The following is a 20,430-nucleotide window of genomic DNA, read 5'->3' as shown; positions in this document are numbered from 1 at the left end:
ACTATTAGCATTTACAGGTGAAAATCTGGAGTTATTTGAACGAGATAGCTGGTGCTGGAAATGTTCTGTTACAGGAAAGGTCGCATTAGACATCGTGAATGACAAAGAGTTTCACAGAATTTTTTGATATATTTAAAACTTACGGACTTACTTGAAGCACATTTGAGGTGGTTATGAAAAAAATTGCATGTCTTTCAGCACTGGCAGCTGTTCTGGCTGTTTCCGCAGGTACCGCTGTAGCGGCAACTTCTACTGTAACCGGTGGTTACGCTCAGAGCGATATGCAGGGCGTGATGAACAAAACCAACGGTTTCAACCTGAAGTACCGTTACGAGCAAGACAACAACCCGCTGGGTGTGATCGGTTCTTTCACTTACACCGAGAAAGATCGTACTGAAAATGGCTCTTACAATAAAGGTCAGTACTACGGCATCACCGCGGGTCCTGCTTACCGCCTGAATGACTGGGCAAGCATCTACGGTGTTGTAGGTGTTGGCTACGGTAAATTCCAGCAGACCGAAAACCAGGGTCTGAACCGTACTGCAAGCAACAGCGACTATGGTTTCTCCTATGGCGCAGGTATGCAGTTCAACCCAATCGAAAACGTTGCTCTGGACTTCTCCTATGAGCAGAGCCGTATCCGCAACGTTGACGTTGGCACCTGGATCGCGGGCGTAGGTTACCGCTTCTAATCACTTCGGTGAGCCAGTAAAAAATCCGCCCAATGTGGCGGATTTTTTTTGTTTGTACCCTCTCCTCGTGGGAGAGCCGGTGAGGGCATCAGCCCGCACGAAACGGCAGAAATTACTTACTCTTAATATCGAAAATATCCGTCCCAAGATGGTTATAGTCGACTTTCTGTAACTTAAAGTTGGTAATGTAAACTGGCGGGCCCTTCTTCCCGGAGATAAACGGGTAATCATTTTTTATCTCTTTCGCCTTAATCCCCGTCCATTGTGAGAAGAATTTCAGGAAATCGTTCGCGGAACGGCGCGCTTTGATGATGCGATGCGTTTTGTCATCACTCGACAGCACCATAAACGGTACCTGGAAGTTTTGCTGGAACTTGTCATCGTGTGCCAGATACTGCACCTGTTTACCGCGCTCCTTAAATGCCAGACCGTGGTCAGAGAAATAGACCATCGAGAAGCTGTCGCCGCTGTTGCGCAGCTGTGCGTACAGCTTGCTGAGCAGATCGTCGGTTTGCGTCATGGTGTAGAGATAACACGAGGTCTCTTTGGATTGCACAAACTCCGCATATTTTCCCCCGGTACGATCGCATGCCTGCGGGTGTGACCCCATCAGGTGCAGGACAATCAGCTGCGGCTGGGTGCGCTGAGTAGCAAAGACCTGCGCCGTCATTTTTAGCAACGCTTCATCTTTTGTGTTTTTATCGGCTTCGAAATCACCGCTTTTCAGGAACTGTACCTCGTCGGCACGCTTCGCGATGCTGGCGATGGCGGTATCATACTCGCCGATCTGTCCCTGGTTAGAGAACCACCATGTCTGAAAACCTGCCCGGTTGGCCAGGGTGACAAAATTATCCTGAAACTGCGGTTTTCCATCCACCACGCGGTTGAGCGTCAGACCGAGTGATTTCTGCGTCGAGCCGCTGGCCGCCACGTAGTCGGTAAACAGCGTACCGTTAACGGAGCTGGCAAACGGCGTGTTATCCCAGTGACCGCCAAACGCGCCGAGCGCATCGCGACGCGCGCTTTCCCCGATCACCACCACGTAAGTGTGATACTTCGGTTTCACCGCCAGCACGTTCCAGGTATCTTTCATGGTGGAAAGCTCGGCCATACGCGCCTGCTCGTCGAGCACTTCCTCGTTATTCACCACCACGTCTTTGACGAAGCGAAACACCGGATACCCGGTATCTTTAAGCTTAAACACGCCGCCCCAGGCCAGATTTTGTACCGGTGCAACAAAAAACGTCACCACGCTAAAGGCCAGGCACAGGCTTTCAATTTTACCCCATGCCTTTTTCCCGACGGGCTTACGACGAACCGCAATCACACCGAGGGCAAAAATGAAAAGGCCAACCACGTAGTTGTACCACGGAAAGATCGTCAGGATCTCTGTGGACTCTTCCATATTGGTGGAGTGGAGCGCCAGCAGAGTATTAAAGTTCGGCGCGCCATAGGCCTGGCCAAACGGGAAATAGGCGGCAGCAATCAGAGAACAGATCCCGATAAGCACTTTCTGCACGCGCGGTGCGCTTCGCCAGAGCAGGTGAAGAATACAGGTGAATCCGACGGCATAAAGCAGGCTAAAGGGGTAGCCAAGAGCAAAGTTAATCAACAGCGATTGCAAAAAATAGAATCCCGTCCACGGGCTTAAGGCCCGGCTGCGGGTAACAAGTGTATCAATCAGGGTTACGTTCATAGATCACTATCACGAAAACGCCATGTGCTCACCCTGGCGTCAAGGGTCAAAGCCTGCCGGACAGTGCGTGGAAAGGGAATGAGAGGTCCGCTTCAGCGAGCCGCAAATTGTGCAGGGCTGCAAGAAGATAGTGCGAGCGTGAATTAAGGTCAACAGTTGCTAAACAGATGTTTTGCGAAGGGGGCTGCAAATCCGCAAAAATAATCGGGAACAGGCCAGTTTACAACGTAAGTGTGACGTGAAAATGAAGCGGCGTACCGCGACGCCGCTTAGTGGGAAGAATTGTCGTCCTGCTGCGGTTTGGCGTTAAACATATCGCACAGCATGTTCAACAGCATCAGGCGCACTTTAAAAGGAGAGTGGGTAAACACGTTCATACACCTCTTGAATTCATTCATAAGACCTCCTGATTCATGATCCCTTCGATCCGTGAAGGGTGACTGCATTACATACAGATATAGCACAGGCTATATTGTATAGCTATGGCTAATTCGTTAATTTTTTGTGCTTGTAGAGCTATGGTTTACAATGTGCGCTCCGTTACAGGGCGCTGGAAGCGTCAACCCCATTGAGGAAGCACAATGAACCGTCGCGCAGGTAAGCCAACAACAAAAAAAACGACGCAACTGGTGAACGTTGAAGAGCATGTGGAAGGCTTCCGCCAGGTGCGTGAGGCGCACCGCCGGGAGCTGATTGATGATTATGTCGAACTGATCTCTGATCTGATCCGTGAGGTTGGAGAAGCGCGCCAGGTGGATATGGCCGCACGCCTGGGGGTGTCGCAGCCAACCGTTGCCAAAATGTTAAAACGTCTGGCGTCGGTCGGGCTGATCGAAATGATCCCCTGGCGCGGGGTGTTTCTCACCGCTGAGGGCGAGAAGCTGGCGCAGGAGAGCCGCGAGCGACACCAGATCGTCGAGAATTTTTTACTGGTGCTGGGCGTCAGCCCGGAAATTGCCCGTCGGGATGCCGAAGGTATGGAACACCACGTCAGTGAAGAGACGCTGTTGAAGTTCCGCGAGTTTACGCTCAAATACGGTCCCTCCGCTGAATGAACATCCCCGGCTTGCAGGCCCTGAAACGCGATCGCTTTTTCCATCTTTTACTGATCACTGGCGTTGGGCTCAGCGTCTTTGTGCCCTTCACGCCGCACACCTGGCCGGCGGCCATAGACTGGCGCACCATTATTACTCTGAGCGGTTTGATGATGCTCACCAAAGGCGTGGAGCTGAGCGGCTATTTTGACGTGCTGGGGCGCAAAATGGTGCGCCGCTTCGCCACCGAGCGCAAACTGGCCCTGTTCATGGTCTTTTCGGCGGCGCTGTTGTCGACGTTTCTCACTAATGACGTGGCGCTTTTTATCGTGGTGCCGCTTACGCTCACGCTGCGTAAGCTGTGCGAAATACCGGTTACCCGTCTGATTATCTTTGAAGCGCTGGCCGTCAATGCGGGCTCGCTGCTCACGCCTATCGGTAACCCGCAGAACATTCTGCTGTGGGGACGCTCCGGCCTGTCGTTTACCGCGTTTACCGGGCAGATGGCGCCGCTGGCGCTGGCGATCGTGGCGTCGCTGCTGGCGGTGGGCTGGTTTGCTTTCCCGAATAAATCGTTGCAGTACCACAGCGGTACAACCGGCCCCCAGTGGCAGCCGCGTCTCGTCTGGAGCTGCCTGGGGCTGTATATCGTTTTCCTTATCGCTCTGGAGTTAAACCAGGCGCTGGCGGGCGCGCTGCTGGTGGCGTGCGGCTTCCTGTTCCTCGCCCGGCGGGTGCTGGTGAGCGTTGACTGGACGCTGCTGCTGGTGTTTATGGCGATGTTTATTGACGTCCATCTCCTGATCCAGCTTCCGGTATTGCAGAACGTTCTCCATAGCGTCAGCGGTCTGTCGCAGCCGGGATTATGGCTGACGGCGATTGGTCTCTCGCAGGTGATCAGTAACGTGCCGTCCACCATTTTGCTGCTTAACTATGTTCCCCCAACGGTACTGCTGGCGTGGGCGGTCAACGTCGGCGGCTTTGGGCTGCTGCCCGGCTCGCTGGCTAACCTCATCGCCCTGCGGATGGCCAACGATCGCCGCATCTGGTGGCGCTTCCATTTATGGTCAATCCCGATGCTGCTCTGGTCAGCGGCGGTCGGTTTCGGACTATTCCTTCTCATATAGTGCGCAATTTGTCAGTTTTTCCTGGCAAATGTATAGCAACGTCCTAGCTTTAGTGAACGGCATAGTGTGATGCCGCTCACTGACAGGACCGTTGCTGAACTATGGCAGAAGATCAAAACCCACCTGCTGACGAGCAGGATCAAAACAATAACGAGCGCAAGCGCCCGGGGAAAAAACCGTTAATTATCCTTGGCATCGTGGTCATCGTGATGGTGATTGTGGCGCTGGTCTGGTGGTTTTTAACCCGTAACGAAGAGACCACCGACGACGCCTTTACCGATGGCGACGTAGTAACCATTGCCCCAAAAACGGCAGGCTACGTTACCGAACTTCGCGTGCGGGATAACCAGCGCGTGAAGAAAGGGGATGTGCTGGTGGTGATCGATCCGCGTGATACCACCGCCCAGCGCGATCAGGCCCAGGCCCAGCTTGGGCTGGCGGTTGCGCAGTTGCATCAGGCGCAGGCGCAGCTGGCGCTCTCGAAGGTGCAATATCCCGCCCAGCGCGATGAAGCCAAAGCCCAGGTACTGAAAGCCCAGGCGGATATGGCCAACGCGCAGGCGGAGTACCGCCGTCAGCGCGGCGTTGACCCGCGCGCGACCACGCAACAAAGTATCGATGCCGCGAACGCTCAACTGCGGAGTGCCCAGGCGGGTCTGGCCAGCGCGCAGGCGCAACTGGAAGTGGCGGAGCAGGTTCAGCTGCAAATCCGCCAGCAGGAGACCAACGTCGAAGCCCGCGAACGGCAGGTCGATCAGGCCAGAGCGCAGCTGGAAACCGCCAACCTGAACCTCTCTTATACCGAAGTCCGCGCCCCGTTCGACGGTTTTGTCACCAAACGCAACGTTCAGCCCGGTACGCTGGTGCAGGCAGGTACGGCGCTGTTCTCGCTGGTTTCCCCGAACGTGTGGGTGGTGGCGAACTTCAAGGAGTCGCAGCTTGAGCGCATGAAGCCGGGCGACAAAGTGACCGTGTCCGTCGATGCCTGGCCGGATATGGAGCTGGAAGGCCATATCGACAGCATCCAGCAGGGCAGCGGCTCGCGCTTCTCCGCCTTCCCGTCGGAAAACGCCACCGGTAACTTTGTGAAGATCGTTCAGCGCGTGCCGGTGAAAATCGTCATTGATAAAGGTCTGGATCCGAACAAGCCGCTGCCGTTGGGGCTGTCGGTTGAACCGAAGGTCACCGTGGAATGACGGATCACAGCCACGATAACTGGAAGCCCGCCAGTAACCCGTGGGCGGTGGCGATTGTGGTCACCCTGGCGGTGTTTATGGAAATTCTGGACACCACCATCGTCAACGTGGCGCTGCCCCACGTCGCGGGGTCGCTCTCGGCCAGCTATGACGAATCCACCTGGGTGCTCACCAGCTACCTGGTGGCGAACGGCATCGTGCTGCCGATTTCGGCCTTTCTGAGCCGCCTGTTTGGTCGCAAGCAGTTCTTCCTGATCTGCATTGTGATGTTCACCATCTGCTCGTTCCTGTGCGGCATCGCCACCGAGCTATGGCAAATCATCCTGTTCCGCGTGATGCAGGGGTTCTTTGGCGGCGGGTTGCAGCCTACCCAGCAGTCGGTGCTACTCGACTACTTTAAGCCGGAGGACAGGGGCAAAGCCTTTGGCCTTTCATCCATTGCCATTATCGTCGCGCCGGTACTCGGCCCCACGCTGGGGGGCTGGATCACCGATAACTACTCCTGGCGTTGGGTGTTCTTTATCAATATCCCGGTAGGGATTGTGACGGTGCTGGCTATCTATCAGCTGCTGGAAGATCCGCCGTGGGAGAAAAAGTCGGAAGAGAAGCTCACCGTCGACTGGACGGGGATCGGCCTCATCGCCCTCGGTCTTGGCTGTTTGCAGGTGATGCTCGACCGGGGCGAAGATGATGACTGGTTCTATTCGAACTTTATCCGCACCTTCGCAGTACTGACGCTGGTCGGCATTATCGGCGCGATCTACTGGCTGATGTATGCCAGAAAGCCGGTGGTGGATCTGCACTGTATGAAGGACCGCAACTTTGCGATCTCCAGCCTGCTGATGGCGGGGATGGCGATGATCCTGTACGGCAGTTCGGTGGTTATTCCGCAGCTGGCGCAGCAGGATTTGGGCTATACCGCCACCTGGTCCGGGCTGGTGCTCTCGCCCGGCGCGGTGCTGATTGTGCTGACCATCCCGCTGGTGCTGAAGCTGATGCCGGTGGTGCAGACGCGCTGGATCATCGCCTTCGGCTTTACCTGCCTGGCGGTGTCGTTCTTCTGGTCCCGCACGCTGACGCCGGATATCGACTTCGAAACGCTGGTGCTGTTCCGCAGCGCGCAGTCGATAGGGCTGGGGTTCCTGTTTGTGCCGCTGACCACCATCGCCTTTATCTCGATCCCGAGGCGGCTTAACGCCGACGCGGCGGCGCTGTTTACCATGTTCCGCAACGTGGCCGGCTCGATTGGGATTTCTCTCTCGACGGCGGCGATCACCGAGCGCTCGCAGGCGCACAGCGCGCATCTGGCTTACCACGCTTCGCCGTTTAACGAGCAGTTCCAGCTGGCGATTCGCGAAAGCGCCCAGGCGATCCAGAACTTCACCACTCAGGTGGGCGATCCGACCGGCATTGCCACCGGGCGGATGTACCAGACGATGATCGAGCAGTCGCGCTTTCTGGCCTACATCGACGTCTTCACCATTCTGAGCGCGGTGGCCCTATTACTGATTCCGTTTTGTTTGTTGCTCTCGCCGGTTAAGAGCGAGGGGAGTGCAGGAGCACACTGATGATACACAGACGTTTACACCCCCTGATGATAATGATGCTGCTGGTGGGCTGCGCCGTCGGGCCGGACTACCAACAGCCTGAACCGCCCGCCAGCACGCACTGGAACGATAAGGGCGACAGCGCGGTGAAATCGCAAACTTCCTCCGCGGCCACTAACCCGCGCTGGTGGAAAACCTTCGGCTCGCCGCAGCTCGACAGCCTGATTGAACGCGCCATCGCCGGGAATCTGACGCTACAGCAAACGGTATTACGCATTGCCGGCGCGCGCGAACAGATTAACCAGGCCGGCGGGGCGTTTTTCCCGTCGGTGAATGGCAATGTGCAGGCGACGCGCCAGCAGCTTGGGCTGGAAGGGGAGCTGAAGTCCCACGGCGTGTATGACCAGTTGAATAATGTCGATCCTGAACTGCGGGGCGCGTTAGGCCCGCTGACGCAGCCGATAAACCTCTATCAGGGCAGCTTCGACGCCCAGTGGGAAATCGACCTGTGGGGCAAGGTGCGCCGTCAGGTAGAAGCGGCCGAGGCGCAGCAGCGGGCGGCGATCGAGCAGCGTAACGATGCGCTGGTCTCGCTGGAAGCCGAAGTGGCGCGGGCGTGGCTACAGCTGCGTGGGGCGCAGAGCATCATTGCCACGCTTAATACGCAAATTGAAAGCGCACAGCAGACGCTGGATCTGACCGAAAGCCGCCAGCGGGGCGGGCTGTCGCCGCAGATGGACGTGGAGAACGCCCGGGCGCAGCTGGGCAATCTTGAAGCGCAGCTGCCGCAGTATCAGGCGCAGGAACGCCAGGCGATGAACGGGCTGGCGATCCTGCTCGGCAAACCGCCGGGCGCGCTGGATGCCGAACTGCAATCCGTGCAGCCGATGCCTGCCCTGCCAGATATTGTGCAGACCGGTATTCCGTCCACCCTGGCGCGCCGTCGCCCGGACGTGCGCGAAGCCGAGGCGAATCTCCATGCCGCCACGGCGCAGATTGGCGTCTCGGTGGCAGAACTGTTCCCGAGCTTTACCCTCTCCGGACAGTTTGGCCTGCGCAACAGTGAATCTAACTGGCTGACCGACTGGAGCAGCCACTTCTACAGCTTTGGCCCGCAGGTTTCCATACCGATTTTCCAGGGCGGTCGGCTGGTCTCCAGCGTCAAGGTGGCGCGCGCGCAGCAGGGGGCGGCAGTGCTGGACTATCGCCAGACGGTACTGACGGCGCTCGGCGACGTTGAAAACGCGCTGGTGAGCTATCGCACCGACCAGCAGCGTGAAGCGGGCCTGGCGAAAACCATCGACGCGCTGCAAAACGCCTTTGATCTCGCCAGCGACAGCTACCGGCAGGGGATCGCCAGCTTTATTGACGTGCTGGACGCCCAGCGTCAGCTCGCTCAGGCCGAACAGCAGCGGGCGCAGGCGCAGGTGCAGAGCGCGCTTGATCTGGTGGCGCTCTACAAAGCCCTCGGCGGCGGCTGGGAGCCGTATCAGCAGGTGCGGCTGCCAGACTACAGCGTCTTTGGCGACGCCCCACGCGGATAGATTCAGAGGATTGGGCAAGAAACGGACAGGAACGCCACATTCGCGATGGCTGGGGGGCGGGTATAACTAACAGACACCCAATCGACATGCGAGGAAAGCGTTATGCGTTATCAAAAACTGGGCAATACCGGACTGTTTGTTTCTGAACTCTGCCTCGGCACCATGACCTTCGGCGGTGAAGGCGGCATGTGGGGCAAAATTGGTCAGCTTCAGCAAAGCGACGCCGAGCAGCTGGTGGGCCGCGCGCTGGACGCCGGGATCAATTTTATCGACACGGCAGATGTCTACTCGGAAGGGCGTTCAGAGGAGATCACCGGGCAGGCGCTGAAGAACCTGAAAATTCCGCGCGAAAACGTGGTCGTTGCCACCAAGGTGTTCGGTGAAACCGGCACAGCGGGGGTGAACTCGCGCGGTAGCTCGCGCTATCACATCATCAGCGGCGTGAAGGAGAGCCTGCGTCGCTTGCAGCTGGATCATATCGATCTCTATCAGCTACACGGTTTCGACCCCGCGACCCCCATCGAGGAGACGCTTTACGCGCTGGATAATCTTGTGCAGCACGGTCACGTACGCTATATCGGCGTCTCGAACTGGGCGGCATGGCAGATTGCCAAAGCGCTCGGCATCTCTGAGCGTCTGGGGCTGGCGCGTTTTGCCTCATTGCAGGCGTACTACACCATCGCCGGGCGCGACCTTGAGCGCGAACTGGTGCCGATGATGCAGAGCGAAGGCGTCGGGTTGATGGTATGGAGCCCGCTGGCGGGTGGTCTGCTGAGCGGAAAATACGATCGCGACGGGCAGAGCGCGGCCGGTAGTCGTCGCCTGGCGTTCGACTTCCCGCCAGTGAATAAAGATCGCGCCTTCGACTGCGTGGACGTGATGCGTACCATCGCCGAAAGTAAAGGCGTTTCCGTGGCGCAAATCGCGCTGGCGTGGCTGCTGCACCAGAAGGCGGTGACCAGCGTCATCATCGGGGCGAAACGGGTCGATCAGTTGGATGACAACATTGCCGCAACCGGCATTCAGCTGAGCGATGATGAGCTGAAACAGCTGGATGCGGTCAGCGCGCTGCCGCGCGAGTATCCTGGCTGGATGCTGGAGCGCCAGGGCGAGTACCGTCGCAATCAGTTAGCGCAACAATAACCTTTCTTTCCCCGGTGGCGCTTGCGCTTACCGGGGCTGCGTTCCCTTGTAATGACATATTAACGTTATGTCACTACACGAAATACCAATGGGCTGTTCTCTTCTTCCGCTGTTTCAGTATGCCAGCTTTACGAACGCACAGGGCGGTACCCGGGAAGAATCACTCCGGGCCAATGCGTGCGTTTCATTAATGCGCGCATCCGTGTATTAAGGATTGCCTTAATCCTCTCCAAATGATACTAATTATCATTCTTATTATAAAAATAATGGCAGTTTAAAATATCTGGCAAGGATGTGAGCTTAACGATCGATCACTTTTACGTTAGGCATGTATTAGGGAATGGGTATGAGAATTATCAAGATCTTCTGGCCGCTCACTGCGCTCCTGGCAGGGTTGAACAGTCAGGTATCACTGGCAAAATCCTCCGATGATAACGACGAGACCCTGGTGGTGGAAGCCACCGCTGAGCAGGTACTCAAACAGCAGCCGGGCGTGTCGATTATTACCAGCGAAGATATTAAAAAGAACCCTCCGGTCAACGATCTCTCCGATATTATTCGCAAAATGCCCGGTGTCAATCTGACCGGCAACAGCGCCTCGGGTACACGTGGTAATAACCGCCAGATCGACATTCGCGGCATGGGGCCGGAGAACACCTTAATTTTAATTGATGGTGTGCCGGTGACGTCGCGCAACGCCGTGCGTTATAGCTGGCGTGGAGAGCGTGATACCCGCGGCGACACCAACTGGGTGCCACCGGAACAGGTTGAGCGTATTGAAGTGATCCGCGGCCCTGCGGCGGCACGCTACGGTTCGGGCGCAGCGGGCGGGGTGGTGAACATCATTACCAAACGCCCTACCAACGACTGGCACGGTTCGCTGTCGTTATACACCAACCAGCCGGAAAGCAGCGACGAAGGCGCTACGCGTCGCGCCAACTTCAGCCTTAGCGGGCCGCTGGCTGGCGATGCGCTGACCATGCGCCTGTACGGAAACCTGAATAAAACCGATGCCGACAGCTGGGATATTAACTCCTCGGCCGGTACGAAAAACGCGGCCGGGCATGAAGGGGTGCGCAACAAAGATATTAACGGCGTTGTCTCGTGGAAATTAAATCCGCAGCAAATTATCGATTTCGAAGCCGGATATAGCCGTCAGGGGAATATCTATGCGGGCGATACGCAAAATAGTTCTTCCAGTGCCGTCACTGAAAGCCTGGCGAAATCCGGCGAGGAGACGAACCGCCTTTACCGGCAGAATTATGGCGTTACGCACAATGGTATCTGGGACTGGGGTCAAAGCCGTTTTGGTGTCTATTATGAGAAAACCAATAACACCCGCATGAATGAAGGATTATCCGGTGGCGGTGAAGGGCGTATTTCGGCGGATGAAAAGTTCACGACCAATCGCCTGAGCTCCTGGCGAACCAGCGGCGAGCTTAATATTCCGCTGAATGCGCTGGTCGATCAAACGCTGACCGTGGGTGCGGAGTGGAGCCGCGATGAGCTCGACGATCCTTCCTCTACCAGCCTGACCGTGGATGACAGTGATATCGGCGGCATTTCTGGCTCGGCTGCGGATCGCAGCAGTAAAAACCATTCCCAAATCAGTGCGCTGTATATTGAAGATAATATTGAGCCGGTTCCCGGCACGAATATCATTCCCGGCCTGCGCTTTGATTATCTCAACGATTCCGGCGGTAACTTCAGCCCCAGCCTGAACCTCTCGCAGGAATTGGGGGATTACTTCAAAGTCAAAGCGGGGATTGCCCGAACCTTTAAAGCACCAAACCTGTATCAATCCAGCGAAGGTTATCTGCTCTACTCGAAAGGCAACGGTTGTCCAAAAGATATTACATCGGGCGGCTGCTACCTGATCGGTAATAAAGATCTCGATCCGGAAATTAGCATCAATAAAGAAATTGGGCTGGAGTTCGCCTGGGAAGATTACCATGCCAGCGTGACCTACTTCCGCAATGACTACCAGAATAAGATCGTGGCCGGCGATAATGTTATCGGGCAAACCGCTTCCGGCGCATATATTCTCCAGTGGCAGAACGGCGGGAAAGCGCTGGTGGACGGTATCGAAGCCAGCATGGCGTTCCCGCTGGTGAAAGATCGTCTGAACTGGAATACCAATGCCACCTGGATGATCACCTCGGAGCAAAAAGACACCGGTAATCCGCTGTCGATCATCCCGAAATACACCATTAATAACTCGCTTGACTGGACCATCACCCAGGCGTTCTCTGCCAGCGTCAACTGGACGTTATACGGCAGACAAAAACCGCGTACTCATTCGGAAACTCGTAGTGAAGATACTGGCGGTCTGTCAGGTAAAGAGCTGGGCGCTTATTCGCTGGTGGGGACGAACTTCAATTACGATATTAATAAAAATCTGCGTCTTAACGTTGGTGTCAGCAATATCTTAGATAAACAGATTTACCGATCTTCCGAAGGGGCGAATACCTATAACGAGCCTGGCCGGGCTTATTATGCCGGTGTTACCGCGTCATTTTGATCGTAGTGTTACAGGTGTACTGCCCGCGTCAAGGCGGGCAGTGTTTAGCGGCTTAATGAATGACAGCCTGCTGTGTTACCTGCGTTTTCACCACTGATATCTAACAGCGCTCCGCGGAAGGAGGCGTTGAACATCGGCCCGTGTCCCAGGTTTGGGAAATCCCAAAAGGCGGCATTGACGCCTTTATCTTCCAGCGTGGCGAGGGTGGCATGAATTTTCGTCAGCACTCCGGCAGCATGCGTTTCCCGGTTATCGCCCGGCGTCGCCGAACCTTCCATTATCATCAGGCGCCTGGCGCAGTATTGCGACGGCTCAACCGCCGTGATGCGGCTCAGTAGCGCATCATGGCCTCTGCCCAACGACGGGCTGGCGCTGTAATACGTCCGGAAATAAGGGGAAGACAGCCAGGCATCCAGCACGAACAGGCCGCCGTAGGAGTGCCCCCACAGGCCGCGACGCTGCCGATCGATATTCAATCCCTGTTCCACCTTTGGCGCTATACGCGTTTCCAGTAACTGGCGAAAGTCGTTGCTACCCCCACTCTTACGGCTAAAACGCCCGTTGCGGGTATCCGTTTTGCCGCTTTCTGCTGCTGGCGTATAGTCGTAGGCCCTGCCGTTGAGATCGAAGGGGAGGTTGGTCTGATACCCGACAGCCACAATCACCGGCGGTGATTTTTCTGCCAGCTGTTTGAGCAGGTCGTCGTTCAGGCGGTCCATAACTGCGTTGCCGTCGAGCATATATAAAATCGGGTAGCCCGACGCCGGTGCGGCTTTATTTGGCACGGCCGTCCATACCCGATAATGGCGGCTGCCATCGGCGGAGTCGAACGAGTTGACGCTGAAATGGTAAAACGCAGAGCCTTTATCGGCGATATTCGGCCCCAGTGGCTGCATATCCGGCTTTGCGAAAGCGTGCGCATTCCAGATAAGGGTGAGACCAGAAAGAAGAGTGACAAGCGCCTTGCGTGAGCGTGTTGGGCGATACTCGCGGGCATACATCTGATGTTTATTCCTTTTCCGCAGGTGACATTTTCTTTATTCAGGAAGCCTGTACAGTTGCCTGAAAGTGTTCGCGGGTCAAGTCAACCCTGGAGTAAACCAAGCCCGTCAATCAGTGCGCCGCGCCACCATGCGTAATCGTGACCCCCGGTGTACATTGCGCAATGGCTGTCTACGCCAGCGGTAAGCAACTGCTGATGCAGCCGCTGAACGTGGGGTACCGTCGAACCTTCCAGCGATCCCACGCACAGGCGGATGCGCACGCCCTGCGGCGGGGCAGAAAGCAGATGTTCGCTCACCCATGACGAATCGGTTTCGCTGAACACGTTTGGCCGGCTGGCACCCTCTGGCGTCCACCACATCGAAGGGGAGTGGCTGAGCGCCAGCCCGAACGTTTCCGGTGCGTAACGAGCGGCCATGAGCGCGCTGACCCCGCCGAGGCTCTGTCCGGCCAGCACGGTGCGCGAACGGTCTGCCCACCGCCGCTGCGGGTGTTCGGCGCGGATCGTCGGCAACAACTGGCCGGCGATATCCTTTATCAGCTCGCTGCGCCCGCCGAGTATCGCAGTTCGCTCGTGTTCATCGATATTATCGATGCCAAGTACAGCCACAGGCACGATGCGTCCGTTGTTTATGGCGGCGTCAATTGCCGCGCATACGCCAAGGTGATCGAACCAGGTTTCACCATCGGGCAGTACCACCAGGCCGAGGGGCTGCGAAACATCAACGTCCGGCAGATAGAGCCGAACCCGGCGCGATTCCCCGGCGAGAGTGCGCGCCGAGGTAAGCAATTGCCCGCTGGGTGACCCGCCGCGCCATTCGGACTGGGCGGGGGCTTTATCAAGCGCCAGCACCGACTCCTGTGTGCTTCCCCGAACGTTGATCCCCGGCGTTTTGTTTAGCGGATCGGCGTGCCCGACGAGGGTAGCAAAGCGGCCTCCGGACTGTGCAATCGTCTCGGCCGGGGTGCCGGGGGGGATTTCCACCAGCGAATAGGAGCCGCAGTAGCTTGCAGGTAAACGCAGTGTCAGAGTCCAGATATCCGTCGCGGGAAGGGCGGTCATCATCCCTTTCGCCACGTGCTCTTTATCCGTCACCCGATTCAGACGCAGATAAACGCCCTGTAGAGGGTGCCTGGCGCGCCACAGAAATGTCACATCACGCTCGTCTTTCGCTCCGTCGACTGGCGTCACCAGCGGTACATTTAGCGACTCAGCGTCTCGCCAGAAGTCAGAAAGGTTAGCAATGTGGCCTGCTGCCAGCTGGCTGCGCAGCCTGGCGATAGCAGAGGGATGTTGTTGCATGTTCAGCATTCACTCTCTTTGAATATGAAGGGTGTCAGTATAAATAGCTAAAGCGGCTATTCCGGGAACAGCCGCTTTAGCGCGTGTTTTGTAATGTCTTACGTGCGCAATTACTCTTCCACGATTTCCCCCGTGATGTCGTGCTGGCGATGGGGAACAGAGCTGCCGACGCTGTCATGCCACAAGCGGGTGTAGAGGCCGCCGGCCGCTAACAGCTGTTCGTGGGTGCCGTATTCCGCAAGCTGTCCCTTATCGATAACGGCAATCAGATCGCAGCGCTGCGCGGTGGTCAGACGGTGCGCCACAATCAGCGCCAGGTGCTTCCCGGTGTGCGCGACGTCTGTTAACGATGACATCAATCGCTCTTCGGATGTGCGATCCAGGCGTGACGTGGCTTCATCGAGCAGCAGGATGTGAGCATTCGCCAGTTGTGCGCGGGCCAGCGCAATCAGCTGGCGCTGACCTGCGGACAGATCGGCACCGCCGTTATTCACCGGTGTGCGGAATCCCTGCGGCAGATTGCGCACCGTCTCATACAGCCCTGCCCGTTGAGAGGCAATCTCAATGTCGTCATTGGTACTGGATGGCCGTGAATAACGAATGTTTTCCGCGATATCACCACTAAACAACGCCACATCCTGATCGACCAGCCCAATCTGGCGACGGTAATCGGCAAGCGAGGCATCATCAATCATCCGATCGCCAATGCTGATCCTGCCGTGGGTGGGGGAATACAATCCGGCGATCAGCTTAATCAGCGTTGACTTACCCGCACCGCTGCGACCAACGACCGCGACGACCCTTCCCTCAGGGATTGTCAGGGTAAGTTTGTTCAGCGCGGGTTCAGGGCTGTCGGGATAACTGAACGTGACCTCATCAAGATGCAGTGCGCCGGTGGCGGGCGGTGCGGAAGAGGGCTCGATGTTCTCTGTGCCTTCGGTCGCCAGCAGTTCATTGATATGTTTGCCGCTGGCCGTCGCCTGCTGCCAGGCGTCGACAATTCCTGATAACTGCTGCACTGGCCCATAGAATTGCCCCAGCAGCAGGAAGAAAGCCGCCAGCACCCCGGCGGTCATTTCGCCTTCGGCGACCCGCGATGCACCCACCAGAAGAACGGCGGCATAGGAGGCCTCGGTGCAGAAGGTCAGGAACGGGAAATAGACGGCAAGGTATTTTTGCGCACGTACGCGGGTCGCACGGAACCGATCCGATAACGCGCGCAGCCGGGCGGCTTCCTGTTCCTGCTGGCCATGCGATTGCACAACGCGCAAGCCGGAGACTTTCTCCTGCAGGGTGCTGTTGACTTTGCCTATTTCCAGCCGCGCCTGCGCATAAGCAGGGGAGCTGAGGCGGCGATAAATCCAGGTTGCCAGTGCGACCACTGGCACCGCGCTTAATGCCGTCAGCGCCAGGAGCGGGTCGAGCCAGAACATGGCGGCGGCGATGGCGAACATTGTCACCAGGCTGGTGGCTGCACCGGCAAGGCCGTTTTGCAGAAAGCGGGCGAGAGAGTCCACATCTACGGTCATGCGGGTCAGACGTGAATCGACATGCTTTTCATGCCAGGGGAGACCAAGACGCAGCATATGGCCGAAGCTGCGCAAGCGCACCGTATGCTGGACTGACTCTGCCGCTCTGGCGGCGAAGACAGTCTGTAGTGAATAACAGCACCAGCTCACGGCCACCAGGCACAGGGCGAATAGGGCACAGAGGCCGATAGTCGACATATCGCCTGTGGCAACGCCGGAGTCAATGCCGCGCTGCAGCAGTATCAGTACCCCGACGCCTGCCGCCGAATCGAGGGCGATCAGCAGGGCGGCGATGACGAACATCCACGCCACGGGCTTCAGCAGCGACGTAACTTTGCGGCCTTTACCGGCCAGCGCCTGCTGTACTGCATTTTCCGGCACGCGCGTCATACGGGCGACAAAGCCTTTATCCCCCGTCTGCGCCGCATCGTCTTGTGCCGCTGGTACGGTCGGCCACAATCCGTTAGGCCCACTGTGGGAAGGCGCGAGGAAATCGCCGTCGCCGGTCATCAGCGCGCGGAACGCCGGACAGCGCGCTTCAAGTTCTGCCTGGGTTCCGGTGTCCACCACCCGGCCCTTATCCAGCACCACAATCCGGCTGGCTAACTGAAGCGTCGAACGGCGTCGGGCAATCACCAGCAGCATATGCTTTTCGTCAGCATAGCGACTCAGCGCGGTGTTGATCTCCGTTTCAGTACCGGCATCGACCGCCGAGGTGGTGTCATCGAGGATCAACACTTCCGGCGCGGTAATGAGCGCCCGTGCCAGCGCGATTCGCTGCCTCTGTCCGCCGGAAAGATTCGTACCGCGTTCGGTTAATTGGGTATCGAAGCCTTTCGGCAGGGCGTTGATAAAATCGCTGGCTCCTGCTGCCCTCGCCGCGAGGCGAATGTCGTCCGCCGTTGCCTGAGGGTGCCCGTAGGCGATATTTTCCGCCACCGTACCGGCAAACAGAAAAGCATCCTCAAACACAACGCCTACCCGACGACGAAGCGCCTCCAGCCTGAGATCGCGGAGGTTCTGTCGGCCTGCGCTGGTGTTGAGCCATATCTCTCCGGCGCTGGGATCGTAAAAACGCGCCAGCAGCATCAGCAGCGTGGATTTCCCGGAACCCGATGCGCCCACTACCGCCACCGTTTCACCGGCGTGCAGGGAAAAGGAGACATCGCTGAGGATGCGTCTGCCGCCACGGTACTCGAAGCTCATATTCTCCAGTTGCAGCCCGATAACCTGACCGTTAACCGCCTCCGTCCCGTCTTCCATCTGCGAACGGGTGTCGATCAGAGCAAACACGCGCTCCACGGACGCCTGGGTGCGCTGGGCGATAACCAGAAACGATGCCAGTACACGGGTTGGCCCGGTCAGCATCGCGAGGAAGCTGGCAAACGCCACGAAGGTGCCGAGATCGATGCGCCCGTGCATAACCGACCAGCCGCCGTAGCACAGCAGGACGATTTGCCCGAGCACCGGTAGCGCCAGCATGGTGGCACCTGGCATCGCCTGTGAGATGGCCGCGCCGATGCGTACCCGCACCATCTGCCGCGACTGGCGATCCAGCCAGCGCGTTTCACGCAGCTCCGCCACGCAGGATTTTACCACTGAGATTTGCGCCAGCACCTCGCGCATATGTTCGGTGAGATTTGCCAGTCGGTCCGAGGCCAGCCCGGTTTGCGCGAAGACCCGGCGACGCGCGCGCAGCGCAGTGATAGCCAGGCATGCCAGTACGCACACGACGATGAGCGTCATGGCGGGTGACATCCACAGCATCACGGCAATGCCGGCAATGTAATAAGTGAACACCGCCAGCGGCACCGGGCACATCTGCAGCAGGGTATGCACCTGCTGCAGATCGCTGTTGGTCCGTGAAATCACCTGCCCGGTGCGCAGTGCGTCCTGGCCTGCGCCGTCAAGTTTTTGAATACTGTCGAATGCCCGTCCTCGCAGGGTGTGCTGCACCCAGAGCGAGAGCTCCCCGGCATAACCGCGGCGCACGTAGTTACCGATGAAATCAAAAAAGGCAATCAGCAATAGCCCGCAGGCCAGCCACGGCAGACGAGTCGGATTGCCCGCCAGCGCGTCGTTCACCGCTTGCCTTGTCAGCAACGGCGTCAGCGCGGCCAGCAGAATGGTCGAGACCGACGCTACCACTACGATGATGCTAAGTTTCTTACGTTCCCAGCACACGCGTGCCAGGCGAACTATCCAGGACCGCGCAGGAGTGGGAGAGTGAGTCGCAGGCATTAAGCCTCCTCCGTCTGTAAAAAATAGGATCCAAGTCGGATCGCTGTGCAAAAAAAAGCGCCAGCCCGATCCGGTCCCGCATTGTTACGGGCGTATCTCCTGGATGCGTGCTGGCGTATGATCGTCATGACGGCGTAGTGGCTACCCTTTCTGTACCCTCGCGATCAGGCTTTTCGCCACCTCGCTCGGACAGGGTTGCGCTGCCATTTCCGCCGCTACCTCTTCAGAGGCGTCGCGAAGCGCGCGATTGTCGAGGAAAGCATTGATCATGCTGCTCGACAGGCCGTCGTCGCCGGGGATGATCCCGCAGCCGCGTTCGACAACAGCGCGGGCATTTACCGGGCGATCGGCACCCTGGCCGAAGACGATCTGTGGAATACCGGCGTGCAGCGCCGTCAGGGTATTGCCCGCGCCACCATGATGAATGAAGCCATCTGCGCCGTTCAGGAAGGCTCCCATGGGTATCCAGTCGACCAGGCGAACATTTGAGGGCAGTGAGCGCAGATCCGACCGCGCATTGGCCGAAAGATGCAGGATGATCTCGGCATCGACTTCACTGGCGGAATCCATCACCCAGGCGATCAGGTCAAGGCCGTCGACCATCGGTTTGACGGTACCGAGACTCACCAGCAGACGTTTACGGTCGGGCGTCCTCTCCCACCACGGTTCCCACACCGCGCCGCCGTTGTACGGGACGTACTGCATGGGAATAATGGGTTCTCCGTCGTTTTCAAGAATGCTCATGCTCGGTGGTGTTACGTCGATCCAGGCCATATCGCGCGGTGCGGCCCCAACGCCGTGGCGATGATAGGCGTCCGCGAGCGAACGCGTTACGCCTTTGATATGCCAGGGCGTATGGCCGAAGCCGACGGTTTGCATTACGACCGGTATATCGTATTTGGCGGCAATCAGAGGCCCGATGACGCCCAGCGGCGGGTAGATGATGAGATCGGGCCGCCAGTGTCCGGCAAACTCCACCAGGTGGTCGGCCATCTCTTCGCTGAAGAATGAGAAGTTGCCCATTTTTGTGCCGATGTTGCTTTCTTTTCGCTGTGCCTCGCGGCGGCGATAGTCAGCTTCAGAATCAAAACCGGGTGCGGCGTCAAATACCACCAGCCCTGCTTCTGCCGCTTTTTGGGCGAATTTTCCTCCGCTGGCGATCAGCACTTCATGGCCGTTAACGCGAAACGCCTGTGCCAGAGACAGCACAGGATACAGCAGCCCATAGAGAGGCGGGCCTACAAACAAAATACGCATGAGAAAATCCCTCTCCGCTTGACGAACTAAATCAGGAAGTCGACGCAGTCATATGCCAGCAGCAGGACGTTAATTTTCGTTAAGCCTGCTTTGACAGACGCTGCGTCCTTTTTGAGTTTCACCAGCCTTACGAACGGTCCTGTCGCTGACTATTCCGTGACGTAGGCTGGTGAATCGGGAATTCCTTGTCCCGGCTTCCATTAACGCTTACGCGCCGTTGTCCTTTTGAACAGCCCAGGCGGCGTCGTGCTGCCACGCCGCGGTGTTCAGATGCATTTGTTGAGTGTGAGACCGTTCAACAAACCTGGAGAGGCTTGTTTCCTGATACCTCTGTATACCTTGCCAGATAAACCATCAGTGCAAATGCTAATGATAATAATTACTATTATCATGTGTGGGTTGCAACTATAATTAAGCACTTAATGCACAATGAATCGATTATGGGAAAAATCGCAGGTGGGGCTCAGCAAAAGGGGACTCTGTGGATTTAGGCACAAAATCCCACGCTTGCGGCGGTTTACAGGCGGACCTGGTGATTCTGTGTAATTGATGGCGGGGGTCTACGATGACGCTACTTCACCAAATAGCGCGGGTTTAC

Annotated in this window: 14 protein-coding genes; 8 read left to right on the top strand and 6 right to left on the bottom strand. The window is 57.4% G+C overall.

Annotated features, from left to right (window positions below; all coding sequences use genetic code 11):
* Window positions 1-173 precede the first annotated feature (173 nt).
* Window positions 174-692: an outer membrane protein OmpX gene (gene ompX, locus ACOTYH_RS03455; protein WP_003858450.1), complete on the top strand. Its 519-nt coding sequence runs from the start codon at window positions 174-176 to the stop codon at window positions 690-692.
* 112 nt (window positions 693-804) lie between these two features.
* Here ompX and ACOTYH_RS03450 read toward each other — a convergent pair whose 3' ends face one another.
* Together ACOTYH_RS03450 and mntS are read right to left on the bottom strand one after the other, a co-directional pair.
* Entirely contained in the window at window positions 805-2,388 is a 1,584-nt protein-coding gene (locus ACOTYH_RS03450) for a phosphoethanolamine transferase (RefSeq protein ID WP_032653046.1), read from the bottom strand.
* 269 nt (window positions 2,389-2,657) lie between these two features.
* The gene (mntS, locus tag ACOTYH_RS03445) at window positions 2,658-2,786 is read right to left on the bottom strand and encodes a manganase accumulation protein MntS (RefSeq protein WP_017384915.1); all 129 of its coding nucleotides are present in this window, start codon (window positions 2,784-2,786) and stop codon (window positions 2,658-2,660) included.
* Window positions 2,787-2,969: 183 nt separating this feature from the next.
* Here mntS and mntR point away from each other — a divergent pair, with 183 nt between their 5' ends.
* From mntR to iroN, 7 genes are all read left to right on the top strand, one after another.
* A complete protein-coding gene (mntR, locus tag ACOTYH_RS03440; RefSeq protein ID WP_015571059.1) occupies window positions 2,970-3,443 on the top strand; it encodes a manganese-binding transcriptional regulator MntR in 474 nt (157 codons plus the stop codon).
* Window positions 3,440-4,549 carry an anion transporter gene (locus tag ACOTYH_RS03435; protein ID WP_017384914.1) on the top strand — a complete coding sequence of 370 codons (1,110 nt, stop codon included), beginning with the start codon at window positions 3,440-3,442 and terminating at the stop codon, window positions 4,547-4,549. The genes mntR and ACOTYH_RS03435 overlap by 4 nt, the downstream gene beginning before the upstream one ends.
* Before the next feature lie 101 nt (window positions 4,550-4,650).
* A complete protein-coding gene (locus ACOTYH_RS03430; protein ID WP_015571057.1) occupies window positions 4,651-5,745 on the top strand; it encodes an HlyD family secretion protein in 1,095 nt (364 codons plus the stop codon).
* Window positions 5,742-7,313 carry a DHA2 family efflux MFS transporter permease subunit gene (locus ACOTYH_RS03425; RefSeq protein ID WP_015571056.1) on the top strand — a complete coding sequence of 524 codons (1,572 nt, stop codon included), beginning with the start codon at window positions 5,742-5,744 and terminating at the stop codon, window positions 7,311-7,313. The genes ACOTYH_RS03430 and ACOTYH_RS03425 overlap by 4 nt, the downstream gene beginning before the upstream one ends.
* On the top strand, window positions 7,313-8,836 hold the full coding sequence (locus ACOTYH_RS03420) for an efflux transporter outer membrane subunit (RefSeq protein ID WP_063847782.1): 1,524 nt from the start codon (window positions 7,313-7,315) through the stop codon (window positions 8,834-8,836). The genes ACOTYH_RS03425 and ACOTYH_RS03420 overlap by 1 nt, the downstream gene beginning before the upstream one ends.
* 102 nt (window positions 8,837-8,938) lie before the next feature.
* On the top strand, window positions 8,939-9,979 hold the full coding sequence (locus tag ACOTYH_RS03415) for an aldo/keto reductase (protein ID WP_015571054.1): 1,041 nt from the start codon (window positions 8,939-8,941) through the stop codon (window positions 9,977-9,979).
* A 346-nt stretch (window positions 9,980-10,325) separates the two neighbouring features.
* Window positions 10,326-12,500: a siderophore salmochelin receptor IroN gene (gene iroN, locus ACOTYH_RS03410; RefSeq protein WP_086523929.1), complete on the top strand. Its 2,175-nt coding sequence runs from the start codon at window positions 10,326-10,328 to the stop codon at window positions 12,498-12,500.
* A gap of 44 nt (window positions 12,501-12,544) precedes the next feature.
* On the opposite strand, the gene ACOTYH_RS03405 is transcribed toward iroN, so the two are convergent.
* The 4 genes from ACOTYH_RS03405 to iroB form a co-directional block, all read right to left on the bottom strand.
* On the bottom strand, window positions 12,545-13,501 hold the full coding sequence (locus ACOTYH_RS03405; protein ID WP_032647796.1) for an alpha/beta hydrolase: 957 nt from the start codon (window positions 13,499-13,501) through the stop codon (window positions 12,545-12,547).
* Window positions 13,502-13,584: 83 nt separating this feature from the next.
* A complete protein-coding gene (locus ACOTYH_RS03400) occupies window positions 13,585-14,814 on the bottom strand; it encodes an esterase family protein (protein ID WP_032102662.1) in 1,230 nt (409 codons plus the stop codon).
* A 101-nt stretch (window positions 14,815-14,915) separates the two neighbouring features.
* Entirely contained in the window at window positions 14,916-18,575 is a 3,660-nt protein-coding gene (gene iroC, locus ACOTYH_RS03395; protein WP_047740607.1) for a salmochelin/enterobactin export ABC transporter IroC, read from the bottom strand.
* A 141-nt stretch (window positions 18,576-18,716) separates the two neighbouring features.
* Complete coding sequence (gene iroB, locus ACOTYH_RS03390) at window positions 18,717-19,832, bottom strand: salmochelin biosynthesis C-glycosyltransferase IroB (RefSeq protein ID WP_017384908.1); 1,116 nt, start codon at window positions 19,830-19,832, stop codon at window positions 18,717-18,719.
* Between the last annotated feature and the right edge of the window lie 598 nt (window positions 19,833-20,430).

Origin of the sequence: Enterobacter cloacae complex sp. SHL001, assembly GCF_049236825.1 — a bacterium.
GTDB lineage: Bacteria > Pseudomonadota > Gammaproteobacteria > Enterobacterales > Enterobacteriaceae > Enterobacter > Enterobacter hormaechei_C.
The sequence above is the reverse complement of the archived record's forward strand: the minus strand, read 5'-3'. Positions and strand labels throughout refer to the sequence as shown.